Source organism: Synechocystis salina LEGE 00031 (assembly GCF_015207985.1).
GTDB classification, from domain to species: Bacteria; Cyanobacteriota; Cyanobacteriia; order Cyanobacteriales; family Microcystaceae; genus Synechocystis; species Synechocystis salina.
In genome coordinates, this window is sequence record NZ_JADEVV010000044.1 from 1 (window position 1) to 20,706 (window position 20,706).

The 20,706-nt window shown below is 45.4% G+C and carries 22 protein-coding genes; 15 read left to right on the top strand and 7 right to left on the bottom strand.

All coding sequences use genetic code 11. The features are described 5' to 3' along the window. The first annotated feature begins 130 nt into the window (after positions 1-130). The gene (locus tag IQ217_RS14025) at positions 131-301 is read left to right on the top strand and encodes a DUF4007 family protein (protein ID WP_228024118.1); all 171 of its coding nucleotides are present in this window, start codon (positions 131-133) and stop codon (positions 299-301) included. 21 nt (positions 302-322) lie between these two features. Further along, on the top strand, positions 323-2,014 hold the full coding sequence (locus IQ217_RS14030; RefSeq protein ID WP_194020425.1) for a hypothetical protein: 1,692 nt from the start codon (positions 323-325) through the stop codon (positions 2,012-2,014). 6 nt (positions 2,015-2,020) lie between these two features. On the opposite strand, the gene IQ217_RS14035 is transcribed toward IQ217_RS14030, so the two are convergent. Further along, complete coding sequence (locus tag IQ217_RS14035; protein WP_194020426.1) at positions 2,021-2,980, bottom strand: MucR family transcriptional regulator; 960 nt, start codon at positions 2,978-2,980, stop codon at positions 2,021-2,023. Then, complete coding sequence (locus IQ217_RS14040) at positions 2,980-3,261, bottom strand: hypothetical protein (RefSeq protein WP_194020427.1); 282 nt, start codon at positions 3,259-3,261, stop codon at positions 2,980-2,982. The genes IQ217_RS14035 and IQ217_RS14040 overlap by 1 nt, the downstream gene beginning before the upstream one ends. A gap of 82 nt (positions 3,262-3,343) precedes the next feature. Here IQ217_RS14040 and IQ217_RS14045 point away from each other — a divergent pair, with 82 nt between their 5' ends. From IQ217_RS14045 to IQ217_RS14060, 4 genes are read left to right on the top strand one after another with little or no spacing between them, the layout of a single operon-like run. Then, positions 3,344-4,720: an HNH endonuclease domain-containing protein gene (locus IQ217_RS14045; protein WP_194020428.1), complete on the top strand. Its 1,377-nt coding sequence runs from the start codon at positions 3,344-3,346 to the stop codon at positions 4,718-4,720. Between the two features lie 35 nt (positions 4,721-4,755). Continuing rightward, positions 4,756-5,073 (top strand): nucleotidyltransferase family protein, encoded by a 318-nt coding sequence (locus tag IQ217_RS14050; RefSeq protein WP_194020429.1) that lies wholly within the window; start codon positions 4,756-4,758, stop codon positions 5,071-5,073. Continuing rightward, a complete protein-coding gene (locus IQ217_RS14055; RefSeq protein WP_194020430.1) occupies positions 5,063-5,476 on the top strand; it encodes a HepT-like ribonuclease domain-containing protein in 414 nt (137 codons plus the stop codon). Before IQ217_RS14050 ends, IQ217_RS14055 begins: the two co-directional genes overlap by 11 nt. Further along, complete coding sequence (locus IQ217_RS14060) at positions 5,392-6,558, top strand: cysteine desulfurase family protein (protein ID WP_194020431.1); 1,167 nt, start codon at positions 5,392-5,394, stop codon at positions 6,556-6,558. The genes IQ217_RS14055 and IQ217_RS14060 overlap by 85 nt, the downstream gene beginning before the upstream one ends. Here IQ217_RS14060 and IQ217_RS14065 read toward each other — a convergent pair whose 3' ends face one another. The 3 genes from IQ217_RS14065 to IQ217_RS14075 are packed head-to-tail and all read right to left on the bottom strand — an operon-like array spanning position 6,559 to position 9,323. Further along, positions 6,559-6,921, bottom strand: a complete 363-nt coding sequence (locus IQ217_RS14065; RefSeq protein ID WP_194020432.1) for a DUF5615 family PIN-like protein — start codon at positions 6,919-6,921, stop codon at positions 6,559-6,561. Continuing rightward, a complete protein-coding gene (locus IQ217_RS14070; protein ID WP_194020433.1) occupies positions 6,918-7,172 on the bottom strand; it encodes a DUF433 domain-containing protein in 255 nt (84 codons plus the stop codon). Before IQ217_RS14070 ends, IQ217_RS14065 begins: the two co-directional genes overlap by 4 nt. A gap of 42 nt (positions 7,173-7,214) precedes the next feature. Then, complete coding sequence (locus tag IQ217_RS14075; protein WP_194020434.1) at positions 7,215-9,323, bottom strand: DNA phosphorothioation-associated putative methyltransferase; 2,109 nt, start codon at positions 9,321-9,323, stop codon at positions 7,215-7,217. Between the two features lie 377 nt (positions 9,324-9,700). Here IQ217_RS14075 and hpnH point away from each other — a divergent pair, with 377 nt between their 5' ends. From hpnH to IQ217_RS14105, 6 genes are all read left to right on the top strand, one after another. Beyond that, positions 9,701-10,783 (top strand): adenosyl-hopene transferase HpnH, encoded by a 1,083-nt coding sequence (hpnH, locus tag IQ217_RS14080; protein WP_338116556.1) that lies wholly within the window; start codon positions 9,701-9,703, stop codon positions 10,781-10,783. A gap of 118 nt (positions 10,784-10,901) precedes the next feature. Beyond that, positions 10,902-12,071 (top strand): glycosyltransferase family 4 protein, encoded by a 1,170-nt coding sequence (locus IQ217_RS14085; RefSeq protein ID WP_194020436.1) that lies wholly within the window; start codon positions 10,902-10,904, stop codon positions 12,069-12,071. Next, positions 12,068-13,402 carry a TrkH family potassium uptake protein gene (locus IQ217_RS14090; RefSeq protein WP_190599100.1) on the top strand — a complete coding sequence of 445 codons (1,335 nt, stop codon included), beginning with the start codon at positions 12,068-12,070 and terminating at the stop codon, positions 13,400-13,402. The genes IQ217_RS14085 and IQ217_RS14090 overlap by 4 nt, the downstream gene beginning before the upstream one ends. A 72-nt stretch (positions 13,403-13,474) precedes the next feature. Then, complete coding sequence (locus tag IQ217_RS14095) at positions 13,475-13,918, top strand: bacteriohemerythrin (RefSeq protein ID WP_190599099.1); 444 nt, start codon at positions 13,475-13,477, stop codon at positions 13,916-13,918. Between the two features lie 71 nt (positions 13,919-13,989). Further along, complete coding sequence (gene plsX, locus IQ217_RS14100) at positions 13,990-15,036, top strand: phosphate acyltransferase PlsX (RefSeq protein ID WP_190599098.1); 1,047 nt, start codon at positions 13,990-13,992, stop codon at positions 15,034-15,036. A 94-nt stretch (positions 15,037-15,130) separates the two neighbouring features. Next, positions 15,131-16,123 carry a beta-ketoacyl-ACP synthase III gene (locus IQ217_RS14105; protein WP_194020437.1) on the top strand — a complete coding sequence of 331 codons (993 nt, stop codon included), beginning with the start codon at positions 15,131-15,133 and terminating at the stop codon, positions 16,121-16,123. Between the two features lie 7 nt (positions 16,124-16,130). On the opposite strand, the gene psbP is transcribed toward IQ217_RS14105, so the two are convergent. After that, positions 16,131-16,697, bottom strand: coding sequence for a photosystem II reaction center PsbP (gene psbP / locus IQ217_RS14110; protein ID WP_190599096.1), 567 nt, complete (start codon positions 16,695-16,697; stop codon positions 16,131-16,133). A gap of 542 nt (positions 16,698-17,239) precedes the next feature. Between psbP and IQ217_RS14115 the strand changes: the two genes are divergently transcribed. The 3 genes from IQ217_RS14115 (at position 17,240) to IQ217_RS14125 (ending at position 19,449) form a co-directional block, all read left to right on the top strand. Further along, positions 17,240-17,482, top strand: coding sequence for a hypothetical protein (locus IQ217_RS14115; protein ID WP_194020438.1), 243 nt, complete (start codon positions 17,240-17,242; stop codon positions 17,480-17,482). A 430-nt stretch (positions 17,483-17,912) separates the two neighbouring features. Further along, positions 17,913-19,031 (top strand): sodium-dependent bicarbonate transport family permease, encoded by a 1,119-nt coding sequence (locus IQ217_RS14120; RefSeq protein WP_194020439.1) that lies wholly within the window; start codon positions 17,913-17,915, stop codon positions 19,029-19,031. Positions 19,032-19,116: 85 nt separating this feature from the next. Next, positions 19,117-19,449, top strand: a complete 333-nt coding sequence (locus tag IQ217_RS14125) for a P-II family nitrogen regulator (RefSeq protein WP_190599093.1) — start codon at positions 19,117-19,119, stop codon at positions 19,447-19,449. Between the two features lie 302 nt (positions 19,450-19,751). Here the strand turns inward: IQ217_RS14125 and IQ217_RS14130 are convergent, their stop codons facing one another. Further along, positions 19,752-20,675, bottom strand: a complete 924-nt coding sequence (locus tag IQ217_RS14130; protein WP_190599092.1) for an NAD(+) kinase — start codon at positions 20,673-20,675, stop codon at positions 19,752-19,754. Positions 20,676-20,706: the final 31 nt, after the last annotated feature.

Here is a 20,706-nt window from a genome sequence, read left to right on the forward strand (position 1 = left end):
TCTCGTCTTCAGCTTCTTTCTTCCATTTTTCACTACCCGTTCACTTTCACAATAGATACAGTTCATTTTTTTCAACCTTATACTGCGTAACAATTCTAGCTCTCACTCCCTAAGCAGACAATGCCCGGGAATGGTTTTTAAGTTAACAGAGAGTAGTTTATGCGGTGCAATAGAAGCGGTCGGTCGAACCAATAAACAGCTAGGGTTAGAAGATAACGCTGGAAAATTGCAATTCTGGTTTGATTCAGATCCGATAGCATTAGCTAACCAAGTTCTGGGAACCTATTACGCTGATATTTAGTATTTATTGATTTAAGCAATCGTGACTACCCTAAGCCAATATTTTCAGATTCATCGCCGTTATTACCGTTCAGTCAATTTAGAACGAGATTTAGGCAAAGCAAGCACGGTTGAAGGTTATGTTCTGACAGAGCGTTCTACGGCGACATTAGAGCGGATTTTACCTGCATTTTCCAAACCTAAGACCCATCGTGCGTGGACATTGACAGGGGTATACGGAACGGGAAAGTCTGCCTTCATTCATTTTTTAGCAAGTCTTTGTACGCCCAAAAATACGGAAGTTCATAACGTTGCTGTCGCAATTGCAGAGCGATTTTTGGAACCGACAAGCCCAATTTTAGAGGCGATCGCCGCGTTGCCTGCTCAGGGTTTGATGGTGGCCTTTGCAACGGGGCAGCAGGAACCATTGACGTGGACGTTGGCCCGTGCTTTATCCCAAGGGGCAGAAGCGTTTTTTCCAAAAAATCAACGGGCAGATAAATTGCTGCGCCAACTTACAGATTGGAGAATTGAAGCGGAGACGGGGGATTGTCAGGTTACGCCGAAGGCGATTTTACGGGCGATCAAAGAGTTAGTCGTAATGGCAAATACGCCATTGCTATTAATTGTGGATGAATTGGGCAAAAACTTAGAATATGCTGCCCAAAATCAAGGGATTACAGATTTATATTTACTTCAACAATTAGCAGAATTGTCCCTTGCTGGGGAAAACCAAGTTTATTTTATTGGCTTGCTCCATCAATCTTTTGGAGGTTATGGCGATCGCCTGTCGGTGACAGAGCAGAATGAGTGGAATAAAATTCAAGGTCGATTTGAAGATATTCCGTTTACAGAATCACCAAATCAAATGACTCGATTAATTGCTCAGGTAATTGATCGAGAAAAGGCTGAACCAATCCTAGAGATGCTTCAAGAAAAAAGTGGGCAATGGCATCAGACATTATCGGGTTTAATTGGCGATCAGGAAATAACGGCAGAGTTATTGACACAGGTTTATCCGTTGCATCCTCTCACAGCGTTTGTGTTACCGCTTTTATGCACTCGCTATGCTCAAAACGATCGATCACTGTTTACGTTTTTAACGAGTGATGAACCCCATTCTTTTAAGCACTTTCTAGAGACAATTGTTATTGACTTTAGCTTACCTACTCTGAAACTTCATCATTTATATGACTATTTTGTAGAAACGGTGACGGGATTGGCGTCTCGGTTGAATCTGCAACGGTGGGTGGAGATTCAGGGATTAATTGAAGATGCTCGTGATCAATCTCCCCAAACACTAGAGGTTCTGAAAACCGTGGGGATTTTAAACTTGGTAACAACGACAGGAAACCTGAAGGCAACTTCAGCATTGGTTACTTGGGCGTTATGTGATCAAGCCGACAGTGAGCAATCTGATTATTGGCAAGCTGAAATTGAACGGTTAATGCAAAAGGGTTTAATTACCCATCGTCGCCAGTTGGATGAGTTACGTATTTGGCAAGGATCTGATTTTAATGTGGAGTTGGCGATCGCCGAACAGATCGAAAAGAACCGCAGTTGTCTAGCTGATTTATTGCAAGAAGTCTCTCCATTAAAGCCTTTAGTTGCCCAGAGACATTACAATCAAACAGGTAATTTGCGTTATTTTGAGCAACGTTACACTGATGGAACTGAACAGTGGGAAAATTTAACATGTTCTGATCCAAGTTTTGATAAGTTTATTGTTGCATAATGATTTTCATTGAAAATTTCTTTTATACTCCATGCCTGGGATTGGAACTTTATCGAGAATTGCCTTTAGTTCAGATTTTACTTTTCTACTAATTTTAATAAAAAAATGTCCTTGTTTTGTTCTGAGAACAGAGTTCGCAAGATTGAATCTCTCTAAGATAATTGACGATAAAAAATTAACATCTTCTTCCGAGAAACTCATAGGATATAAAGTTAGGCCAGTAGAAGAGCAACCATCATCATAAAACCAAATAGAGAAAGCAAACTCCGTTAAATATTTTTCAATAAATTCTCTAGGTAATAATTTCTTTTCTAAATACCAGATAGAATGTAAATCAGTTAATATAGGATGAACACAGGTTCTTATCCACCAACCTCGATATTGTTTTCCTGATTTAACATGAGGAACAGACAAACGCTCTTGAAAAGTACAGGGAAGATAATCTTTTAAAAAGTTAAATTTCCAATTTACATATTTCTTGTTAGCTCCCCCCTCCGCATAACGAGCATTAAGTTTATTTTTTTGTTTTTCTAGATAACCATCACCCAATAATGATCCAGCTATAAATTCTAAAAAGTTATTATCAAAATTTTTCCCAGAATAGCTTTTATATTTGGAACGATCTAAAGCTATCTGTCGTCGTTTTTGATTGCTACGAGAATTACAAATTAAAGCATTGGGGAATTTGTTTCGGTATTCAGCCACTGTTAAACCATGCTTTTTCAAATGACTATGGTGAATCATTTCAAAATCTTGATTGCATATTTGGCAAGTGACAACATCAAATCCTTGGGATTTTAACTCCTGTATTTTGCGCTGTTGACGTAACTGATCATATTTCTTGGCAGTGTCGCTATTAAGTTTTTTCCGACATTCAGGGCTGTTACAAATACGACGATGAATATAATTGCCTTTTTTCCAGGTCGCTAAAGCTTTGCAATAAGGACATTGAAATATTTGACTCATTACAGGCTCCAATAAGAACGGGATAAAGTGTTCCAAGTATCATTAAGTTCATGCGCTTCACAAGCCCAAGAGGTCAAATAACTCTCGATTCTATTACGTACTTCTGAATCATAAATTTCACCATGACTTATGCCTACAAGTTCAATTTTTGCTTTTAACAGCTTCCGTACTTCAGGCAAAGGCATATTTTTCAGAGCTGCTTTAACTTCACGCATCATTTCTGAAACTGCAAAATCACCATCGGGTTCGTACATTGACCAGTCTTTTGGGAAATCACTCATAATTGCTTAGTGCTCTCAGTAGTTATGCAATGTTATCATATATGATAACGCTGACGCCTGATTTTTCTGTGATAATCAAGTCATGGGGAAAGCAGGACAAGCATTAAAAGAGACTTTGGAGCTACACAACATCAGCCAAAACCGTTTGGCGATCGCCTTGGGTGTTGAGCGTCCGATTGTGTTCCGATGGTTCCACGAACAGATAGATCCCACTGGTGAAACCATCCACCAAATTACGACGGCCCTAGAAACTCTCGATCCTGATGCCGCTAGTAGTTTTGTTGATTTCTACCTGGGAAACTTTGCACAGAATTGCTCCTCTGGTATTTCTCCCCAAAGCCTACCTGAATCTAAACGGGTAAATGTGTCGAGCCTTGCCCAGCTTTTTAATAAAACAACAAATTCTTATAAATATCTATTTTTTCTTTCGCTACTAGATATTCTTAAACGTAGAAAATCTGATGTCACGTCTCCGATTAGCTTTGTTGAGTTGGTCGTTGAAATTTTAGCCAATGCTTGGTTTCCTCACAATTATTTTAAACTTTCCTTTGGAACACAAGACAAAATTACCGAAAAACTAGATTCTCTAAATCTAATTATTAGTGAGCCAATTTTAAAATTTAACGATCCAGATAAACAGCTTCTCAGAAAGACGATAGAAAATCAAACTTATGATGACTTAGTTGCTTATCTAATCAAATATGTTCCTTTTCGATTAATTCGTCCTTTTTATAGCCAAGAAACACAAGGCTTGAAAGATGTAGAAGTTAATCAAACCATTTTGGATTTAACTAATAATAATTACAAATCAAGAAATGCTTTATATTGTTTTGATGCTGATTTAGTGAAAGATTGTCAGGGAATTATCTTGTCTCAAGATTGGGTTAATTACATTAAAGAGAATTTTAAAATTGTTAAAGGTTGGGCATCATGGGCATGGCTAGAATATATGCAATCAAGAAATCCTACAACTCCAAATATTGTCAATAAGTTGTTTATTCCTCAACAAAGAGGAGTACTATCTTCTCAGACAAAATTTTGGAAATCCGTTCTCAATCACCAATCATTAAATTGTATCTATTCCCGTCAGAAGCTAAATCCCAATTATTTATCATTAGATCATTATTTGCCTTGGTCATTCGTCGCCCATGACCAATTATGGAATCTTATCCCAGTTATTCCAGAAGTAAATTCGTCCAAATCTAATAATTTACCAGCTGATCAATACTTTTATAATTTTGTCAAATTACAACATCTAGCACTAGTTACAAATCATGAATATTTACCAAGACAATCATGGAACAAAGCAATAGATCCCTATGTTGCTGATTTAAATTTGTCGGAGAATGATTTGTTAGATTCAGAAAAGTTGCTCAATGCTTATGAGTCAACTATTAAACCGTTAATAACTTTGGCGGCAAAGCAGGGATTTGCGGAAAATTGGGTATATTCTAAGTAATTAATAACGTCAACTCTATCTTTTAAATATTCAGTATGCTTTCAGCAAATCATTTCAAAATTCCCCAACGAACGTTGGTAGAACTCTGTCAACAGTGGCACATCAGCGAATTAGCGCTATTTGGTTCCGCCCTAACAGAAGATTTTCACGAAGATAGTGATATTGACTTACTTATTTCCTTTGCCCCAGATGCTCGCCAAGGATTATTGACCCTTGCCAAAATCAAGCATCAGTTTGAAGAAATATTGCACCGTAAAGTCGATTTAGTGGTCAAAGCGGCTATAGAAGAAGGCGATAATTTGATACGTCGTCAAGAGATTCTAAACAGTGCGGTGACTATCTATGAGTCGTGATAATGCTTATTTACTAGATATTCTGAACGCCATTCAGCGAATCCAGATATTCAGCAACGGATTAACAAAAGATGAACTCAGTGCCAACGAAGAAAAACAATCGGCAATCCTCTATCAAATCATTGTGATTGGTGAAGCGACAAAACGCCTATCTGCTGAGATCAGATCAATAACGCCTCACATTTCTTGGAAAGATATTGCCGGAATGAGAGATATTCTGGCGCACCAATATGATCGCATTAATCTTAATACCCTTTGGGATGTTGTGCAAAAAGATGTCCCCGAACTAGAGGCTCTCATCGCCCCCCCTTATTTCCAATGGAAAGCAATAAGCAGATCTACCTGGATTACCATGCCACGACACCCGTTGATCCCAGAGTCGCCGAAAAAGTTCTGGCACTGATGACGACCCAGTTTGGTAATGCCAGCAGTGTTGACCATGCCGTTGGCGATCGCGCCCGTGCAGCCCTTGACCAAGCTAAACAGGCGATCGCCGACTTAATCCACTGTCGTTCCCAAGAAATTACTTTCACCTCCGGCGCAACTGAAAGCCTTAACCTCGCCATCCAAGGCACCGTTTTAGCCCTAGAAAAGCAACAGAAAATTCCCCGCATAGCCATCTCTGCCGTCGAACATAAAGCCGTCCTTGATACTTGCTACCATCTTGAAAAACAAGGACGCATCGAACTGATCACTTTACCCGTTGATGCCCAAGCAAATCTCAACCTCAATGAAATCGAAGAAGTCTGTCACCAAGGCTTAGACCTGCTCTGCGTCATGGCAGCCAATAATGAAGTCGGAACCATCTACCCTATTGAATCGATTGCGGCGATCGCCAAACGCTACTCTGTTCCTTTCCTCTGTGACGCATCCCAGGCGATCGGTAAAATTCCCATTAATTTTCAGGATTGGGGTATCACCCTGCTGGCTATGTCTGGCCACAAACTCTATGCTCCCCAAGGCATTGGCGCACTCATCCGTAAATCTAATCATCGCCTTGAACCCTTATTTTTGGGTGGTGGACAGCAGCAAGGACTACGCCCTGGCACATTAAATCTTCCCGGCATTGTTGGACTCGGTGAAGCCTGTCGTTTACGTCAATTAGAAATGGAGGTCGATGAAACGGCGATCGCTCAAAAACGAAATTATCTCCAAACCAGGCTCCAAACAGTCATTCCAGAGATTATCGTTAACGGCAACCAGTCCCAACGTTTGGCGGGAAACCTGCATATCGCCATTCCCGATATCCCCAACAGCGCCATCATTGCTCGTATTCGGGAGCAAATAGCTATCTCAACTGGCTCAGCTTGCTCCAGCGGAACAATTACGCCATCCCATGTGTTGAGAGCGATGAATCTCCCTGATAACTTCATGGATGGAGCCTTACGGATTGGCATAGGCAAATTTACAACCGATGCAGACATTGAACAGGCAGCGGATATTCTGGCTAAAGTGATTCAAGCCGTACAAATATCTTGGAATTGACTAAATAGGTAAGTAACGAATCCGAATTTTTTCATCATCAACAGATAAAATTGCTCCGGCTTCTAAATCTTGTAAACAATTCTCTAAAACAATTCTTAAGCGGGCTTCAATAACATTTCGGCTAGCATTATTAAGACGAAAAATAACAACGCTAGGAAAAGGAGTTTTGGCGATCGCCAACAACGTACCAAAATCAAGATCAACGGTTAGAATAATTCTTTTTTCAGTCTGAGCTTTTTCTAAAATTTTCTCATCAGAAAGCTTTTCCAAACCTTCATCTAACAAGTGAATCGCATCATACCCCTGATTGATTAACCACTGAACTGTTTTAGGTGAAATTCCCATATCAGCCAGAAACTTCATGAAGCGGTTTCTCTCTCTCTTTTTTGGGGCAAAGGAATAATCTTATCCTGGCTTAACCAAGCTGCATAAAGCATCGATTGTTGAATATCTTCCTGTTCTAAATAAGGATAATCATCAATAATTTCTTCTGATGTTTTACCATTTGCCAACAAATTCAAGACTAATGAAACAGGCACACGCATTCCGCGAATACAGGCCTTTCCTCCCATAATCTGAAGATCAAACGTGATGCGGTCTAAGTTTTGTAGCATTATTTCAGATTAAATGGTGGACTGTTATTCTCATTCTATGGCTTAGGAAAGGTTTTGGCGTTGTCGTTGCTGGTTACGAATACGGGCTTTAATGATTTTCTGCGTATAGGGATCAGCGTCAGAACACCATACCAACCGATGCCCTTTAAATTCCACTCCCATCTCCCGTAACGTCCTTTGCCATCCCGGCCACAGTTGAATTTCTGACCAATTATCCAGTAACCCCCAATCCTCTTCCTGTTGCGATAACTTAGCAAACTTATCAAATAGAGGATATTCCTTCCCTACCAATCGATCCTTGCAATGGACCACTGGCGCATAATCTGGGTCATATTCTTTATACCGAACCTGTAAATCCTGCAAACCAATCTGCATCATCATCTGCCAACGGGGATGGGGATTCGTATCAAAATCTGGACAGAAAATATAAGCAATTTTCGGCTCATGAAGATAAAAACGCACTAAGGTTACATTCTCTAATCGCCCCACCGTCCGGCTCGCACAACCTTCGTATAACCGTAACAGCGGATCAAGGGCATCCAGAGCACTAATATGAACTACTAACGCCTTCTTTGAGCAAATGCCGATGGGACTCTTTTCGGCGCACCGCGAAGCGGATCTCTGCGAGATCGCCGCTAGATTTTCCATATCCCCCAGACTAAACAGCATCCGATCTGAGAGCAAACAAGCCTCCTTGTAAGTGCCAAACAACACCTTGATATCTGTTTGCAGAGTCTCATCCAACTGACTAAAGCGAGGACGTTTCGCAAAGTGAGATAAAGCCAAATAAATCTGAATATCCTGTTGACGTTGCTCTGTAATCCGTTGCCAATCTTCAGTGTTCGTTGCCTGCTCAATGACCTTAAAGGCACGGGTTAAGGTCTTAAACTCAGCACAAATTTCTGCTTCCGCCGCTAATTCCCCCTTCTTCGGCAAACGCCCCCGTTCTGTTAAAAAAGCCATCAAAGGTTGCAAAAGTTCTTGATAATCCTCAAATCGCTTCACTGATAGGCGAATGCGGGGCGTGGTTGCCCGTGAACGAAAACGGGAAGCTCGGAAAGTTTCTGCCTGAGACTCATCCCGAAAGACAAAGTAAATTCCCAATGCCACCGGAATAGCATCAACCCCTAAAACATGATCAATATAAAGCTTCAGTTCTTCTTGGTCATAATATTTCTGAAACGTATTGCGGCTGGTAATCACCCCATCACCATAGGCAATATGACCATTCCCCCCATCTGCAATTAACACCTGAGCCGACACCACCAATATTTTTTGGGCTAGTTCCCATGCTTGGACTAACGCTTCCCGTCTTTCCGCTGGATTTTCAATGACATTAATCACATAACCCAGATTGACCACATCCGCAGGTTTACAGTCCCCGGAAGGACGGCCATCAGGTTTATAAAATGGATCCCAACCATCTACCTGAAAGCCTCTTTGTGCAACAAATTTAAGATCTTCCCCATGCCCGCAACCATAGTCAAAAAAGGTCATCCCCTGGCTCAGCAGGTCAGCGTCAAACAGCGATCGCACCGGGCGAGACATCTGCCGCCGAACAATAGCGGCTTTGTGACGGTCAATTTTAGGAGATTGATGGGCAGATTCCTTAATCTCAATCAACTTATGGTCTTCAATCCTGACCCGAAACTGTTGCAGTCGTTTCTCCCACTGCTGACGGTGACCGATCTGACGAGAATTAGCTAATAAACCGAGTTTTTCCTCTGCCTGAGTTAACGCACTAAAGGTTTCATATAAAGGATAATCAGCACAAACAAAGGTTTCCTTACGGTGCAGGATCGGAGGATTCTCCCCGTAATGGCGAACTTCGCAATTATTCAACTCTAAATTTATCTGCGTACTTTGTTGCAAAGCCGGATGGGCATCTAAATCAAAATTGGGGTAATCAAGATAAGAAATTTTTGGCTCATTAAGATTAAATTTAATCAGTGTAAATTGTAAATTTTGATTTAGTTTAGATTGATAATTTTCATCAAAAATTTGTCGAGCAAGGCTTTCGTATTGTTGTATTATCAACGGTAAATGCAAAATTGTAGAGTGATGAATATAAATATCATTGGGTAAACGCTTGCCAATATTCAGATCTCTTAATTTAATTTTGATGTTGATAAATTCATTAATGTTAGTCATTGGATCTTCCAGTCACGACAAGTATGCTTTTAACTCTAATAGTCAGTTACGATTTAAACGACAAACTGAAATGATAAACTGTTTAGAAAATAGGGTCGATTGTAAAAATTTTTGAAAACTATATAAATTGTCTTGTAATAAATGGTGATAAAGCAATTCCATAAAATTAATGCCAATGATTGCTAATGTTCGTTAATCATAAAGCAGAGTTATGATCGCAAATCTTCAGAGATCTGAGCTATCTAGCAGGTAATTCTCCCCCCTGAGGGGTCATTCCACCATTAACGGCAAGGGATTTTGCTCCTTACTGCTATGCCCGTGTCCGTACTTTGTCATTAAAATCAGAGTTAAACTCAGTTGACCCATCCCGGCCCTAAATGGCAGGGTTTTCCCGTGTCATACTTTTTGGTAACAATCAGAAATTCAAGTGGTGTGAAAAAATCATGGCTGTATCCCTTAAGCAAGCTCTAGTAGTGGGTAGCTACATTGTTGGCCAGCGGCTCCAGGGCAAAAAGCGCTTTCCCCTAGTGCTAATGCTGGAACCCCTATTCCGCTGTAACCTAGCCTGCCAAGGCTGTGGAAAAATTCAACATCCCACGGAAATTCTTAAGCAAAATCTTTCCCCAGAAGACTGTTTTCGGGCCGTGGAGGAATGTGGTGCCCCGGTGGTATCGATCCCCGGCGGTGAACCTCTGCTCCATCCCCAGATAGATGAAATTGTCCGGGGCTTGGTGGCCCGCCGAAAGTTCATCTATCTTTGTACCAATGCGATTTTGCTGGAAAAAAGCCTCGATAAATTTCAGCCTTCCCCCTACCTGACTTTCAGCGTCCATCTCGATGGCCCCAGGGAGCACCACGACAAATGTGTCGATCGCCAGGGAGTATTTGACAAAGCGGTTGCGGCCATTAAAGCGGCTAAAGCCAAGGGATTCCGGGTCACCACCAACACCACCGTGTTTGAAGGGGCCAACGTGGCAGAAATGCAGGTATTTTTTGACTATCTGCAAACCCTGGGCATCGACGGTATGATGATTTCCCCTGGCTACAGCTATGAGTGGGCACCGGACCAAGACCATTTCCTCAAGCGGGATCAGACCAAAGCCCTGTTCCGAGAGCTATTAGCCCCCTGGAATAAAGGCAAAAAAGCTTGGAACTTTAACCATAACCCCCTATTCTTGGACTTTCTCATGGGGGAAAAGGATTACGATTGCACCCCCTGGGGTAGCCCTAGCTACAGCGTGCTCGGTTGGCAAAAACCCTGCTACCTGCTCAACGAAGGTTATTACCAAAGTTTCCAAGAACTACTGGAAGAAACGACATGGGAAAACTACGGCCCCAAAAGTAACAATCCCCAATGCCAAGATTGCATGGTCCATTGCGGTTATGAACCCACCGCCGCCCTCGATGCTCTCCACCCCGCCAATATGGGTCGGGCCATGGGGAGTTTGATCAATGCCTAGGGTCCGATGTCATCGCCAGAAGCCCAAAGATCCCCTATGATTGGCGAAGAAATTTTGAGAATGCCAAAGTTTACAATGCCCTGATTGGCACGGTTTCGTTCACGGTCTGATTATCTGCATGCATATTGCTTGGTTAGGAAAAAAAACGCCCTTTTGCGGCAATGTAACCTACGGTCGGGAAGTCACCAATGCATTACTAGACCGGGGCCATCAGGTCAGCTTTTTGCATTTTGCCCAGGAGGAGGAGGGGGAGTCCCTGGCGGAAAGTGGTTGCGCTGAAGTGGCTTTGCCGTTTCTGTTTAAGTCAACCATTTATACTATCCCCACCCCCCGCTCTAGCCGGGTTTTGGCCGACGCGCTAGCCAAGTTAAAGCCCGACCTGGTGCACGCTTCTTTGACCCTTTCCCCTCTGGATTTTCGTTTACCGGAAATTTGTGAAGAATTGGGTTTACCCCTGATTGCCACCTTCCATCCCCCCTTTGATAGTAAGCTACGCAATTTTTCTTCCAGTACCCAGTTTTTGACCTACCAACTCTATGCGCCCTCCTTGGCCCAGTACGATAAGGTAATCGTCTTTTCTCGGCTGCAGCGGAACCTTCTACTCAAGTTGGGGGTGCCCCGGCAGCGCTTGGCCATCATTCCCAATGGGGTGGCGGTGGAGCGCTATTGTCCGGGGGAAAATGACCTGAAAAAACAGTACCAAGCAGAACGGTTATTTATCTATCTGGGACGCATCGCCCCGGAAAAAAATGTGGAAGCTCTCCTCAAGGGTTGGAAGTTTTCCGACATGGGGACCCATTGCAAACTGCTGATGGTGGGGGACGGCATTTTAAAATCGACCCTACAAACCCACTATGGCCCAGAAATGGGGGTGCATTGGTTGGGATTTGTGGCCGATGAGTTGACCAGGATTCAACTGTTGCGGGCCGCCGATGCCTTTATTTTGCCTTCCCTGGTGGAGGGTTTATCCCTGTCTTTATTGGAAGCCATGGCCTGTGGCACGGCCTGTCTGGCCACCGATGCCGGGGCCGATGGGGAAGTGCTTGAAAATGGAGCGGGTATTGTGCTCAAAACCCAAGGGGTGACGGCCCAGCTAAAAATTCTTTTGCCTTTACTACGGGACCATCCAGAGATCACGGAACTGTTAGGGCGCAAGGCAAGGGAAAGGGTGCTGGAACGCTACACTTTTGCGGCCAATATGGTGCAACTAGAATCCCTCTATAAAACTGTGGTGCCCCACCAAGCCCATTCTGCGAACTTAAGTTCTTATTTTTATCTGCTGGAATGACTATTTCCCGTACCATTTGCCTTGGTTTCATTGCGGCGATCGCCGGGGGGGCATTACTGTTGCTGATGCCCTTTGCCACCAGTACCGGGGAATGGGGCAGTCCCTTGGTGGCCTTGTTTACTTCCACTTCCGCTGTTTGTGTGACGGGGCTCAGTGTGGTGGATGTGAGCAAATACTTTTCCTTTTGGGGAGAATTGACTGTCATGTTGCTGGCCCAATTGGGGGGGCTGGGCTATATGACCCTGACCACCTTTTTGATGATCCTGATTGGGCGCAAATTTGACTTACAACAACGGTTTGCCATCCAAGAATCCTTCGACCATCGTTTTGCCCAGGGCAGTAATAATTTAATTAAATCCGTCATTGCTACCACGTTAATTTTTGAAATTACTGGCGCGATTATTCTTTTTGGCGTTTTCGTCCAGGATTACCCTCCCATCAGGGCCCTCTGGTATGCCGTTTTCCACAGCATCAGCGCCTTTAATAATGCTGGTTTTAGCCTGTTTTCCGACGGTTTGATTGGCTATCAAAGCTCCCTTCCCCTTAACTTGGCGGTTTCCGCTCTGATTATTTTTGGTGGCATTGGCTACCAGGTAATTATTGAGGCCTATTTTTGGGTGGTGCGCAAAGTCAAAAATTCCCAACGGCGGTTTGCCTTTTCCCTCAATCTACGGGTGGTGGTGCGGGTGACCATTTTTCTCTTGTTGTTGGGCTTTTTCGGCATTCTGATTTTGGAAGCCCAGGGCAATCGGGCTTTAGCTCAGTTTTCCCTCCAGGATCGTTTGCTGATCGCCTGGTTCCAGTCGGTGACCACCCGGACGGCGGGCTTTAACACCATTGATTTGAATGACCTTAGTTCCACCAGTTTGGTGCTGGTGATGTTGTTGATGTTTATTGGCGCTAGTCCCAGTGGCACTGGGGGAGGTATTAAGACCACTACCTTTGCTATTTTGGCTAACTGTACCCGTTCAGCTCTGCGGGGCCAGGAAAGGGTAATCATTCATGGCCGCTGTATTCCGCCCCAGTTAATTCTCAAGGCGATCGCCGTGGTGTTTGGTTCGGTGATGACGGTCATTTCTAGTGTGAGTTTGCTAGTTTTCCTAGAATCAGGCCAGGAAACAGTTGCCCTCGCCTTTGAAGCGGTGTCGGCCTTTGCCACGGTGGGCCTTTCCCTGGGCATTACCCCGGAGTTAAAACCCCTTTCCCAACTGGTGCTGATTGTCACCATGTTCATTGGCCGGGTGGGCATCACCATTCTAATGGCGGCGATCGTGGGGGATCCCAAGCCAAGTTTGATCAAATACCCGGAGGAAAATTTGCTGGTGGGCTAATGGGCTTTATCCCCCAGGTTGATGGAATTTTACTACTACAATGGGAGATATAGAGCTAACGAGGGTAGTGCCATGGGCATCGCCGTTTGGTCTGAAGATTTGGCCTGTGGTTACGAGTTAATTGACTTACAGCATCGACATCTGTTCGCCCTGATCAATACCTTGGACGAGTCTTTGCAAAAATCCATTGCCAAGGAAGAACTGAGTTTATTGTTGGCGGATTTGCTGGAATATACCGAGTTTCATTTCCGCTGTGAAGAAGAACTGATGCGGAGTTTGGATTACCCTCATCTGTTTGAGCATCGCACCATCCATGAGAAGTTAACCAAACAGGTGATGGATTTACAGTTTCGTTTGCGGCACTCAGAAAGTGTGTTGGCGGTGTTTTTTGATTTGTCTAGCTTCCTGGCCGATTGGCTTAGGCATCACATCCAGGAAAACGATATTAAGATGATTCATTTTGTGCGCCGAGCCCTCAAGGAAAAACAAGCCCAGGTTATCGGTCCAGTTAACTAGACAGATGGGGGAAAAGTTCTGCTTAACCGGGCGGTCTGCTACAATTTTTGAGATTCAATGGGTTGTGATCAATGGCTGTAACGCGGGCGAAAATTGCTTTAGACGCAATGGGCGGTGACTATGCCCCCGAAGAGATTGTTATCGGTGCTATCCGGGCGACTCAAGAATTAGATGTGGATATTTTCCTGGTGGGCGATCGCCAGGCCATTGAGGATTGCTTAGCCCGCCATCCCCATCAGGGACTAAACCTGACCATTGTGGATGCGGAAGGGGTGGTGGAAATGGAAGAAGATGCGGTGGTGGTGCGCCGCAAACCTAAAGCTTCTATTAATGTGGCCATGAATTTGGTCAAGGAAAAACAAGCCGATGCGGTGGTATCCGCTGGGCATTCCGGGGCGGCCATGGCCTCGGCCCTGTTGCGGTTGGGGCGCTTAAAAGGCATTGACCGGCCGGCGATCGGCACGGTGTTTCCCACCATGATTCCCGGCAAATCGGTGATTGTGCTGGACGTGGGGGCCAATGTGGACTGTCGCCCTAAATATTTAGAGCAATTTGCCCTGATGGGGACAGTGTATAGCCAGTATGTGTTGGGGGTGCCGGAGCCGAAAGTAGGTCTGCTGAACATTGGGGAAGAACCCACCAAAGGCAACACCCTTGCCCTGCAAACCCATGAACTGCTCAAAAGTAATCCGGAAATCCCTTTTGTGGGTAATGCGGAGGGGCGGGACGTGCTCTCTGGCAATTTTGACGTAATTGTCTGTGACGGTTTTGTGGGCAACATTGTGCTCAAGTTTGCCGAAGCAGTGGGGGAGATTTTGCTCAACATCGTTAAGGAGGAATTGCCCCAGGGATGGCGAGGAAAATTAGGCACCGCGTTGCTAGCCCCTAACCTCAAACGCATTAAACAGCGGGTGGACCACGCCGAACATGGGGGAGCATTACTGTTTGGGGTTGATGGTATTTGCCTGATCAGCCATGGCAGTTCCCGCAGTGGCTCCATTTTTAATGCCATTCGTCTGGCCAAGGAAGCCGTCGATAATCAGGTTTCTGTCCGCATTAACAGTTCCACTTCCCTGTTGATGGAACGGCAAAAAACAGAAGAATTACAGAATATCTAGAAACTCCCTCTGGCCATAGTGACTCAGGGGCCAGCTTTGTCCTATGCTTTAAGCCTGTAATCGCTCACCATGACATCAGCGGGAGTCAGGACTTTTGAATACCCTTGGCAGTGGCCTCAAAATTATTGGCAGTGGCACGGCGATCGCCGACCAGAGTTTGACAAATCAAGACCTGAGCAACATTGTTGAGACTTCCGACGAGTGGATCCAGTCCCGCACGGGGATGCGCCAACGCTACATTTGTTCAGCTAACGAAAATCTGGCCAGTTTGGGGGTTAAGGCTGGTCAAAAAGCCCTGGCCATGGCGGGTTTACAACCAGATGATCTGGATTTAATTATTCTGGCCACCTCCACCCCCGATGATTTATTTGGCAGTGCGGCCCAAATTCAGGGGGGATTGGGGGCTACCAGGGCCTTTGCCTTTGACGTCACGGCGGCCTGTTCTGGGTTTGTGGTCGGGCTCAATGTGGCGGCCCAATTTTTGCGCACCGGCGTTTACCAACGGGTTTTACTAGTGGGAGGGGACGTACTTTCCCGTTGGGTGGATTGGTCTGACCGCACCACCTGTGTGTTATTCGGTGATGGGGCCGGGGCGGTGGTGTTGCAACGGCAAGCCCAGGACAATTTGCTCGCCTTTGAAATGTACACCGATGGCAGTGGCAATGGCTGTCTCAATTTGCCCTACCAAGCAGTGCCCCAACCTTTAACAGCAGGAAAAACCGTTGCCCAGGGCACCTATCAACCCATCACCATGAACGGCCGGGAAGTGTACCGTTTTGCCGTGGCTAAGGTGCCGGAAATTATCGAAAAAGTACTGTTTAAAGCTGAACTAACTACCGCTGACCTAGACTGGGTCATCCTCCACCAAGCCAATCAACGCATTATGGACGCCGTTGGCGATCGCCTGGCTATTCCATTGGAGAAGATGATCAGTAATGTGGGCAATTATGGCAACACCTCAGCAGCTTCCATACCTCTGGCGTTGGACCAAGCGGTGCGGGAGGGGAAAATTAAAGAGGGAGACCTAATCGCCCTGGCCGGCTTTGGGGCCGGCTTAACCTGGGCCGCCAGCGTCGTGCGGTGGTAAGGGTAAATTAGTACACGTGGAAAGAACTGGCCACCGTGTCAAACAAATTTTTCACCGTATCCCAGCGGTCCTCCGCCGTGGATAAATCAAACGTGATTAACTTACCCCGGTTAGTGGTCACACTGGCCAAATCATGGCGTTCCACATTGTCCCCCACCAACACCCGGTACTCCAGAGTGTAATAAACCTGACCGTCTTCATCCCTTTCTTCCGCCGTAATTAATTCCGCCTGGCGATCGCCTTGGGCAGCCTCATTGACCGTTTTCATGAAGCGGTAGCCCACATCGGTGGCTGTGCCCAAATCCGTCAGGGTTTTATCGCTGGGAATTTCACTAATAATCACACTCAAATTTTCATCCCGCTCAATCAAATCCCGGAACACCACATCCACCCCAGGGGAAGCGCCTTTGACGTCCACCCCAATCCAACCATTGGGATACAGAAACTCATAACCATCTTTGGTGTCACTGTAGCGTTGCAAACTGGCAATGCCTACTCCTCCACAGGCGGTGAGGGTAAAGCTCAGTAGTAAAATTACCAGGACTACAGCAGTGGATAGGGACTTTTTCAACATGGGAGAAGGGGAAGAACTGGGCCGGAAGGCAAAATTACCTTCCCTTACCCATTAAACCTCCAATGGTTGGCCAGAAACTAGGGGCTAAATGTTCCCGCATCAAAAAAAAGCCAAGAATGGACCATGGTAACTGCTCCAAGGTGGGGCGTGAGAGCAAATGCCATGCTAGTCTATTTCCTTCCCAATCCAGAGGAAGTTGTTGAGGTTACAATCGGCAAATTCACGGCAGAGGCGGCTGGAGCACCGCCCAACGGGTCGAAAATATAAATTTAACTTATTAAAAGGTTCGACAAGTTTGAGGACATTCTCCGTCAAAAATACTGCTTGTGAGCCGGATATTGCATAAACTTAGAATTATAGTTTTTTCCGTAGAAATAGTCTTATTTCTATCCATTAAATAAAGGCAATTTGAGGTTAGAGCGGATTGCTAGCCCCATACTGAGACCGCTATTTGCTTTGTCCAGAGATACTTTCAGTGATTTTTCTTCAATAAATTTCACTGGACTTAGGCCGATGCCGACCATCACCATGGAATGAAGACCATGAATAAGTTTGAATCGAGACAATCAGAACCAAAGACAAATAACAATAATGGCTGGATAATTCATGTGTATGATAAAAGCCGCCGCCTTCTATTTGTCCTAGAGCCTTCCCACGCTTGGCTCTTTTTACTGGGTTGTGGTGTTGGTTTACTGCTGTCCGTGGTTTGGGTCAATGTTGCTGGCCATGGCCCCTCGCCGGAATCCCCTCCAGTCAAGGAATCGCCCCTCTGGCAGGTTGACTAGCCTCAATAGTTTAAATAGTTGAAAATTTGCCGCATTGACTAACCCATAGAACGCCATCGAGCAAAATTATTACTCACCATGGAGTCCCAGGAAAGCGGCGATCGCCAAATAATAGTAAAACTTATCATTCAAATTGGAAATTACTTAGCAGATCCAGGGGGGACAGTCGCAAAATTGGGCGGGTTTGAGTATAGACTTTAGCTTATAGATTTAGAAGCATAGATATTTTTGTCTCAATAGACTATGGTCTATGCAGGTTGCTGTGAAACAGACATGTTTTTCCAGCACACAGCGCATCGAAATGCCGATGTTAGTGGGGGGAGGATTATTGATTGCTCTCCCAGGTGTATCAAGCCAGCCACCGAGGATTCGGGGCCAAGCTTTACTACCCCAATCCCCATAAATTTCAACCAAGGAGACAATTTACATTATGGATTTTTTGTCCAATTTCTTGACAGACTTCGTGGGGCAGTTGCAGTCCCCAACCCTAGCCTTTTTGATTGGGGGGATGGTTATTGCCGCCCTTGGTACCCAATTGGTAATTCCAGAGGCGATTTCTACGATCATCGTCTTTATGTTGCTCACTAAGATTGGCCTGACCGGGGGCATGGCGATCCGCAACTCCAACTTGACGGAAATGCTTCTCCCCATGGCATTCTCTGTAATATTGGGAGTCCTTATTGTATTCATCGCCCGCTTTACCCTGGCTAAAATGCCCAACGTCAAAACCGTGGATGCCCTTGCTACCGGTGGTTTGTTTGGAGCAGTCAGTGGTTCTACGATGGCCGCCGCCCTCACTACGTTGGAAGAATCAAAAATTTCCTACGAAGCTTGGGCCGGTGCCCTCTATCCTTTTATGGATATTCCTGCCCTGGTAACGGCGATCGTCGTGGCTAATATCTATCTCAATAAGCAAAAGCGTCGTGCCAACGCCATCGAGGGGGCTTTAAGCAAGCAACCCGTTGCCGCAGGGGATTATGGCGATCAATCGGATTACCCCCGTACCCGCCAGGAATATTTGAGCCAGCAGGAACCGGAGGATAATCGGGTCAAGATCTGGCCGATCATCGAAGAAAGTCTACAAGGCCCCGCCCTCTCAGCCATGTTATTGGGCCTTGCCCTTGGCATATTTACCAAGCCAGAAAGTGTCTATGAAGGCTTCTATGATCCTCTTTTTCGAGGCCTGCTTTCTATCTTGATGCTCATTATGGGGATGGAGGCTTGGTCTAGAATTGGAGAATTACGTAAAGTAGCTCAATGGTATGTGGTCTATAGCTTGATAGCCCCGATAGTGCACGGTTTTATTGCCTTCGGTCTTGGTATGGTTGCCCACTACGCTACGGGATTCAGCCTCGGCGGTGTGGTGGTTTTAGCAGTGATCGCCGCCTCTAGTTCTGATATCTCCGGCCCCCCTACCTTGCGAGCTGGTATCCCGTCTGCCAATCCCTCTGCCTATATCGGTTCATCCACCGCAATTGGTACTCCCATTGCCATCGGCGTGTGCATACCGCTTTTCATTGGGCTTGCCCAGACCCTTGGTGCAGGTTAATCCCCAACAGATTGTGGTCTGTCAGTAATCCCTTGACCTAACAGACCAAAAAGATTAACTTACATACTTCTAGGAGATAAACAAAATGGCTAAACCAGCGAATAAGCTCGTCATCGTCACGGAAAAGATTCTGCTCAAAAAAATTGCCAAAATCATTGACGAATCCGGCGCCAAAGGATACACAGTAATGAATACTGGTGGCAAAGGTAGCCGTAACGTACGCTCGTCGGGTCAACCTAACACTTCCGACATCGAGGGTAATATCAAGTTCGAAATATTGACTGAAACCCGGGAAATGGCTGAAGCAATTTCTGATCGGATTGCCGCCAAGTATTTTAATGATTACGCCGGCATCATCTACATTTGCAGTGCAGAAGTGCTTTATGGGCACACGTTCTGTGGCCCAGAGGGCTGTTAAATTAACGATAACTAAGCTCGTTTCTATTCCGGCAACCGCATGCAAAACAAAACTGTTCTTGGGCGGTTGCTTTTTGTTTGTTTTTTCAGGAGATTGTAGCTCTATTTCAACTGTTTAGAGAGTCACCATGTTTTCCGATCTTTTCAGTGCGACCCGAACCCCCAAACCATAGATAAAATTTAAGCCGACTACAAGTAGGGTAAATTATCAGAAAAATGGGTCTAAAATCCCGTTCCTATTGCACCTTAACCTTTGCCCGCAATAAGCCAGAGCCGTAATCTTGGGTTTGACAACGGAATAGCTCAATTGACTTTATTGTTGCCGTCGTACAAAAACCTTGCCCCAGCCCACTGCAACTTATCCCGCAGAGTTTTATAAAAGGAATAGCTTTCCCGCAGTAGGATAAATTGTGCCTCTTGGTGGGCCATCCACACTCCCACCCGTTGCCCAGGCCAAATCCCCGTAGCAAGGGAGCCATCTGTCCACAATTTTGTATTTAACTCAAAATCCCCCAGAGGCCAGATATTTACCGAAGATCCAGGGGGAATGACAATGGGACGGCTGGACAAGCTGAGGGGGCAAATGGGGGTAATCACAATGGCATCCATACCCGGGTGCAAAATGGGCCCGTTAGCAGAAGACGTATAACAAGTGGAGCCCGTGGGGGTGGCCACCAATAGACCGTCGCATTGGTATTGGTCAATTAATTCCCCGTCCACTTCCACTTCGATAATGGCTGTGGGCATCCGGTCAATACTGGCCGGTTTGATGCACATTTCATTCAAGCAGTAGTAGGTTTCCCCCACCATCTGGGGATCCCGGCGATCGCCTTCAAATAAACTGGCCGCTAGCATCATCCGCTGGGAAACGGCGTAACGGTCTTGACTGAGGCGGTCCCAGACGGTTTGGGTATCCTGGAACAAATCAAAGGGTTCCGTCAAAAAACCCAGGTGTCCCCCCACGTTAACGGACAAAATGGGAATGCCTTCGGGGGATAAATGCCTGGCTGCCGCTAGGGTAGTGCCATCTCCTCCTAAAACTAGAGCTAAGTCTATTTTTTCTGTGGCAGAGGCCAAAAACACTGGATAGGGATTATCTTTGATGCCACTGGGGCCCATCAGTACCTTACAGCCCCTAGCCTCCAATTCCCTGGCACAGCGTTCGGCATAGGTTTTGCTTTCATTGTGCCCAGCTTTATGGGCAATGATCACCTGTTTCAGTTCCACAATGGGGCCTCAGAGTGGGGCATAGATTGGA

Excerpts from the sequence above, each read along its gene's own strand:
- IQ217_RS14025 (WP_228024118.1), top strand. The coding sequence starts at position 131 with ATGGTTTTTAAGTTAACAGAGAGTAGTTTATGCGGTGCAATAGAAGCG.
- IQ217_RS14035 (WP_194020426.1), bottom strand. The coding sequence starts at position 2,980 with ATGAGTCAAATATTTCAATGTCCTTATTGCAAAGCTTTAGCGACCTGG.
- IQ217_RS14040 (WP_194020427.1), bottom strand. The coding sequence starts at position 3,261 with ATGAGTGATTTCCCAAAAGACTGGTCAATGTACGAACCCGATGGTGAT.
- IQ217_RS14045 (WP_194020428.1), top strand. The coding sequence starts at position 3,344 with ATGGGGAAAGCAGGACAAGCATTAAAAGAGACTTTGGAGCTACACAAC.
- IQ217_RS14050 (WP_194020429.1), top strand. The coding sequence starts at position 4,756 with ATGCTTTCAGCAAATCATTTCAAAATTCCCCAACGAACGTTGGTAGAA.
- IQ217_RS14055 (WP_194020430.1), top strand. The coding sequence starts at position 5,063 with ATGAGTCGTGATAATGCTTATTTACTAGATATTCTGAACGCCATTCAG.
- IQ217_RS14060 (WP_194020431.1), top strand. The coding sequence starts at position 5,392 with ATGGAAAGCAATAAGCAGATCTACCTGGATTACCATGCCACGACACCC.
- IQ217_RS14065 (WP_194020432.1), bottom strand. The coding sequence starts at position 6,921 with ATGAAGTTTCTGGCTGATATGGGAATTTCACCTAAAACAGTTCAGTGG.
- IQ217_RS14070 (WP_194020433.1), bottom strand. The coding sequence starts at position 7,172 with ATGCTACAAAACTTAGACCGCATCACGTTTGATCTTCAGATTATGGGA.
- IQ217_RS14075 (WP_194020434.1), bottom strand. The coding sequence starts at position 9,323 with ATGACTAACATTAATGAATTTATCAACATCAAAATTAAATTAAGAGAT.
- hpnH (WP_338116556.1), top strand. The coding sequence starts at position 9,701 with ATGGCAGGGTTTTCCCGTGTCATACTTTTTGGTAACAATCAGAAATTC.
- IQ217_RS14085 (WP_194020436.1), top strand. The coding sequence starts at position 10,902 with ATGCATATTGCTTGGTTAGGAAAAAAAACGCCCTTTTGCGGCAATGTA.
- IQ217_RS14090 (WP_190599100.1), top strand. The coding sequence starts at position 12,068 with ATGACTATTTCCCGTACCATTTGCCTTGGTTTCATTGCGGCGATCGCC.
- IQ217_RS14095 (WP_190599099.1), top strand. The coding sequence starts at position 13,475 with ATGGGCATCGCCGTTTGGTCTGAAGATTTGGCCTGTGGTTACGAGTTA.
- plsX (WP_190599098.1), top strand. The coding sequence starts at position 13,990 with ATGGCTGTAACGCGGGCGAAAATTGCTTTAGACGCAATGGGCGGTGAC.
- psbP (WP_190599096.1), bottom strand. The coding sequence starts at position 16,697 with ATGTTGAAAAAGTCCCTATCCACTGCTGTAGTCCTGGTAATTTTACTA.
- IQ217_RS14115 (WP_194020438.1), top strand. The coding sequence starts at position 17,240 with ATGAATAAGTTTGAATCGAGACAATCAGAACCAAAGACAAATAACAAT.
- IQ217_RS14120 (WP_194020439.1), top strand. The coding sequence starts at position 17,913 with ATGGATTTTTTGTCCAATTTCTTGACAGACTTCGTGGGGCAGTTGCAG.
- IQ217_RS14125 (WP_190599093.1), top strand. The coding sequence starts at position 19,117 with ATGGCTAAACCAGCGAATAAGCTCGTCATCGTCACGGAAAAGATTCTG.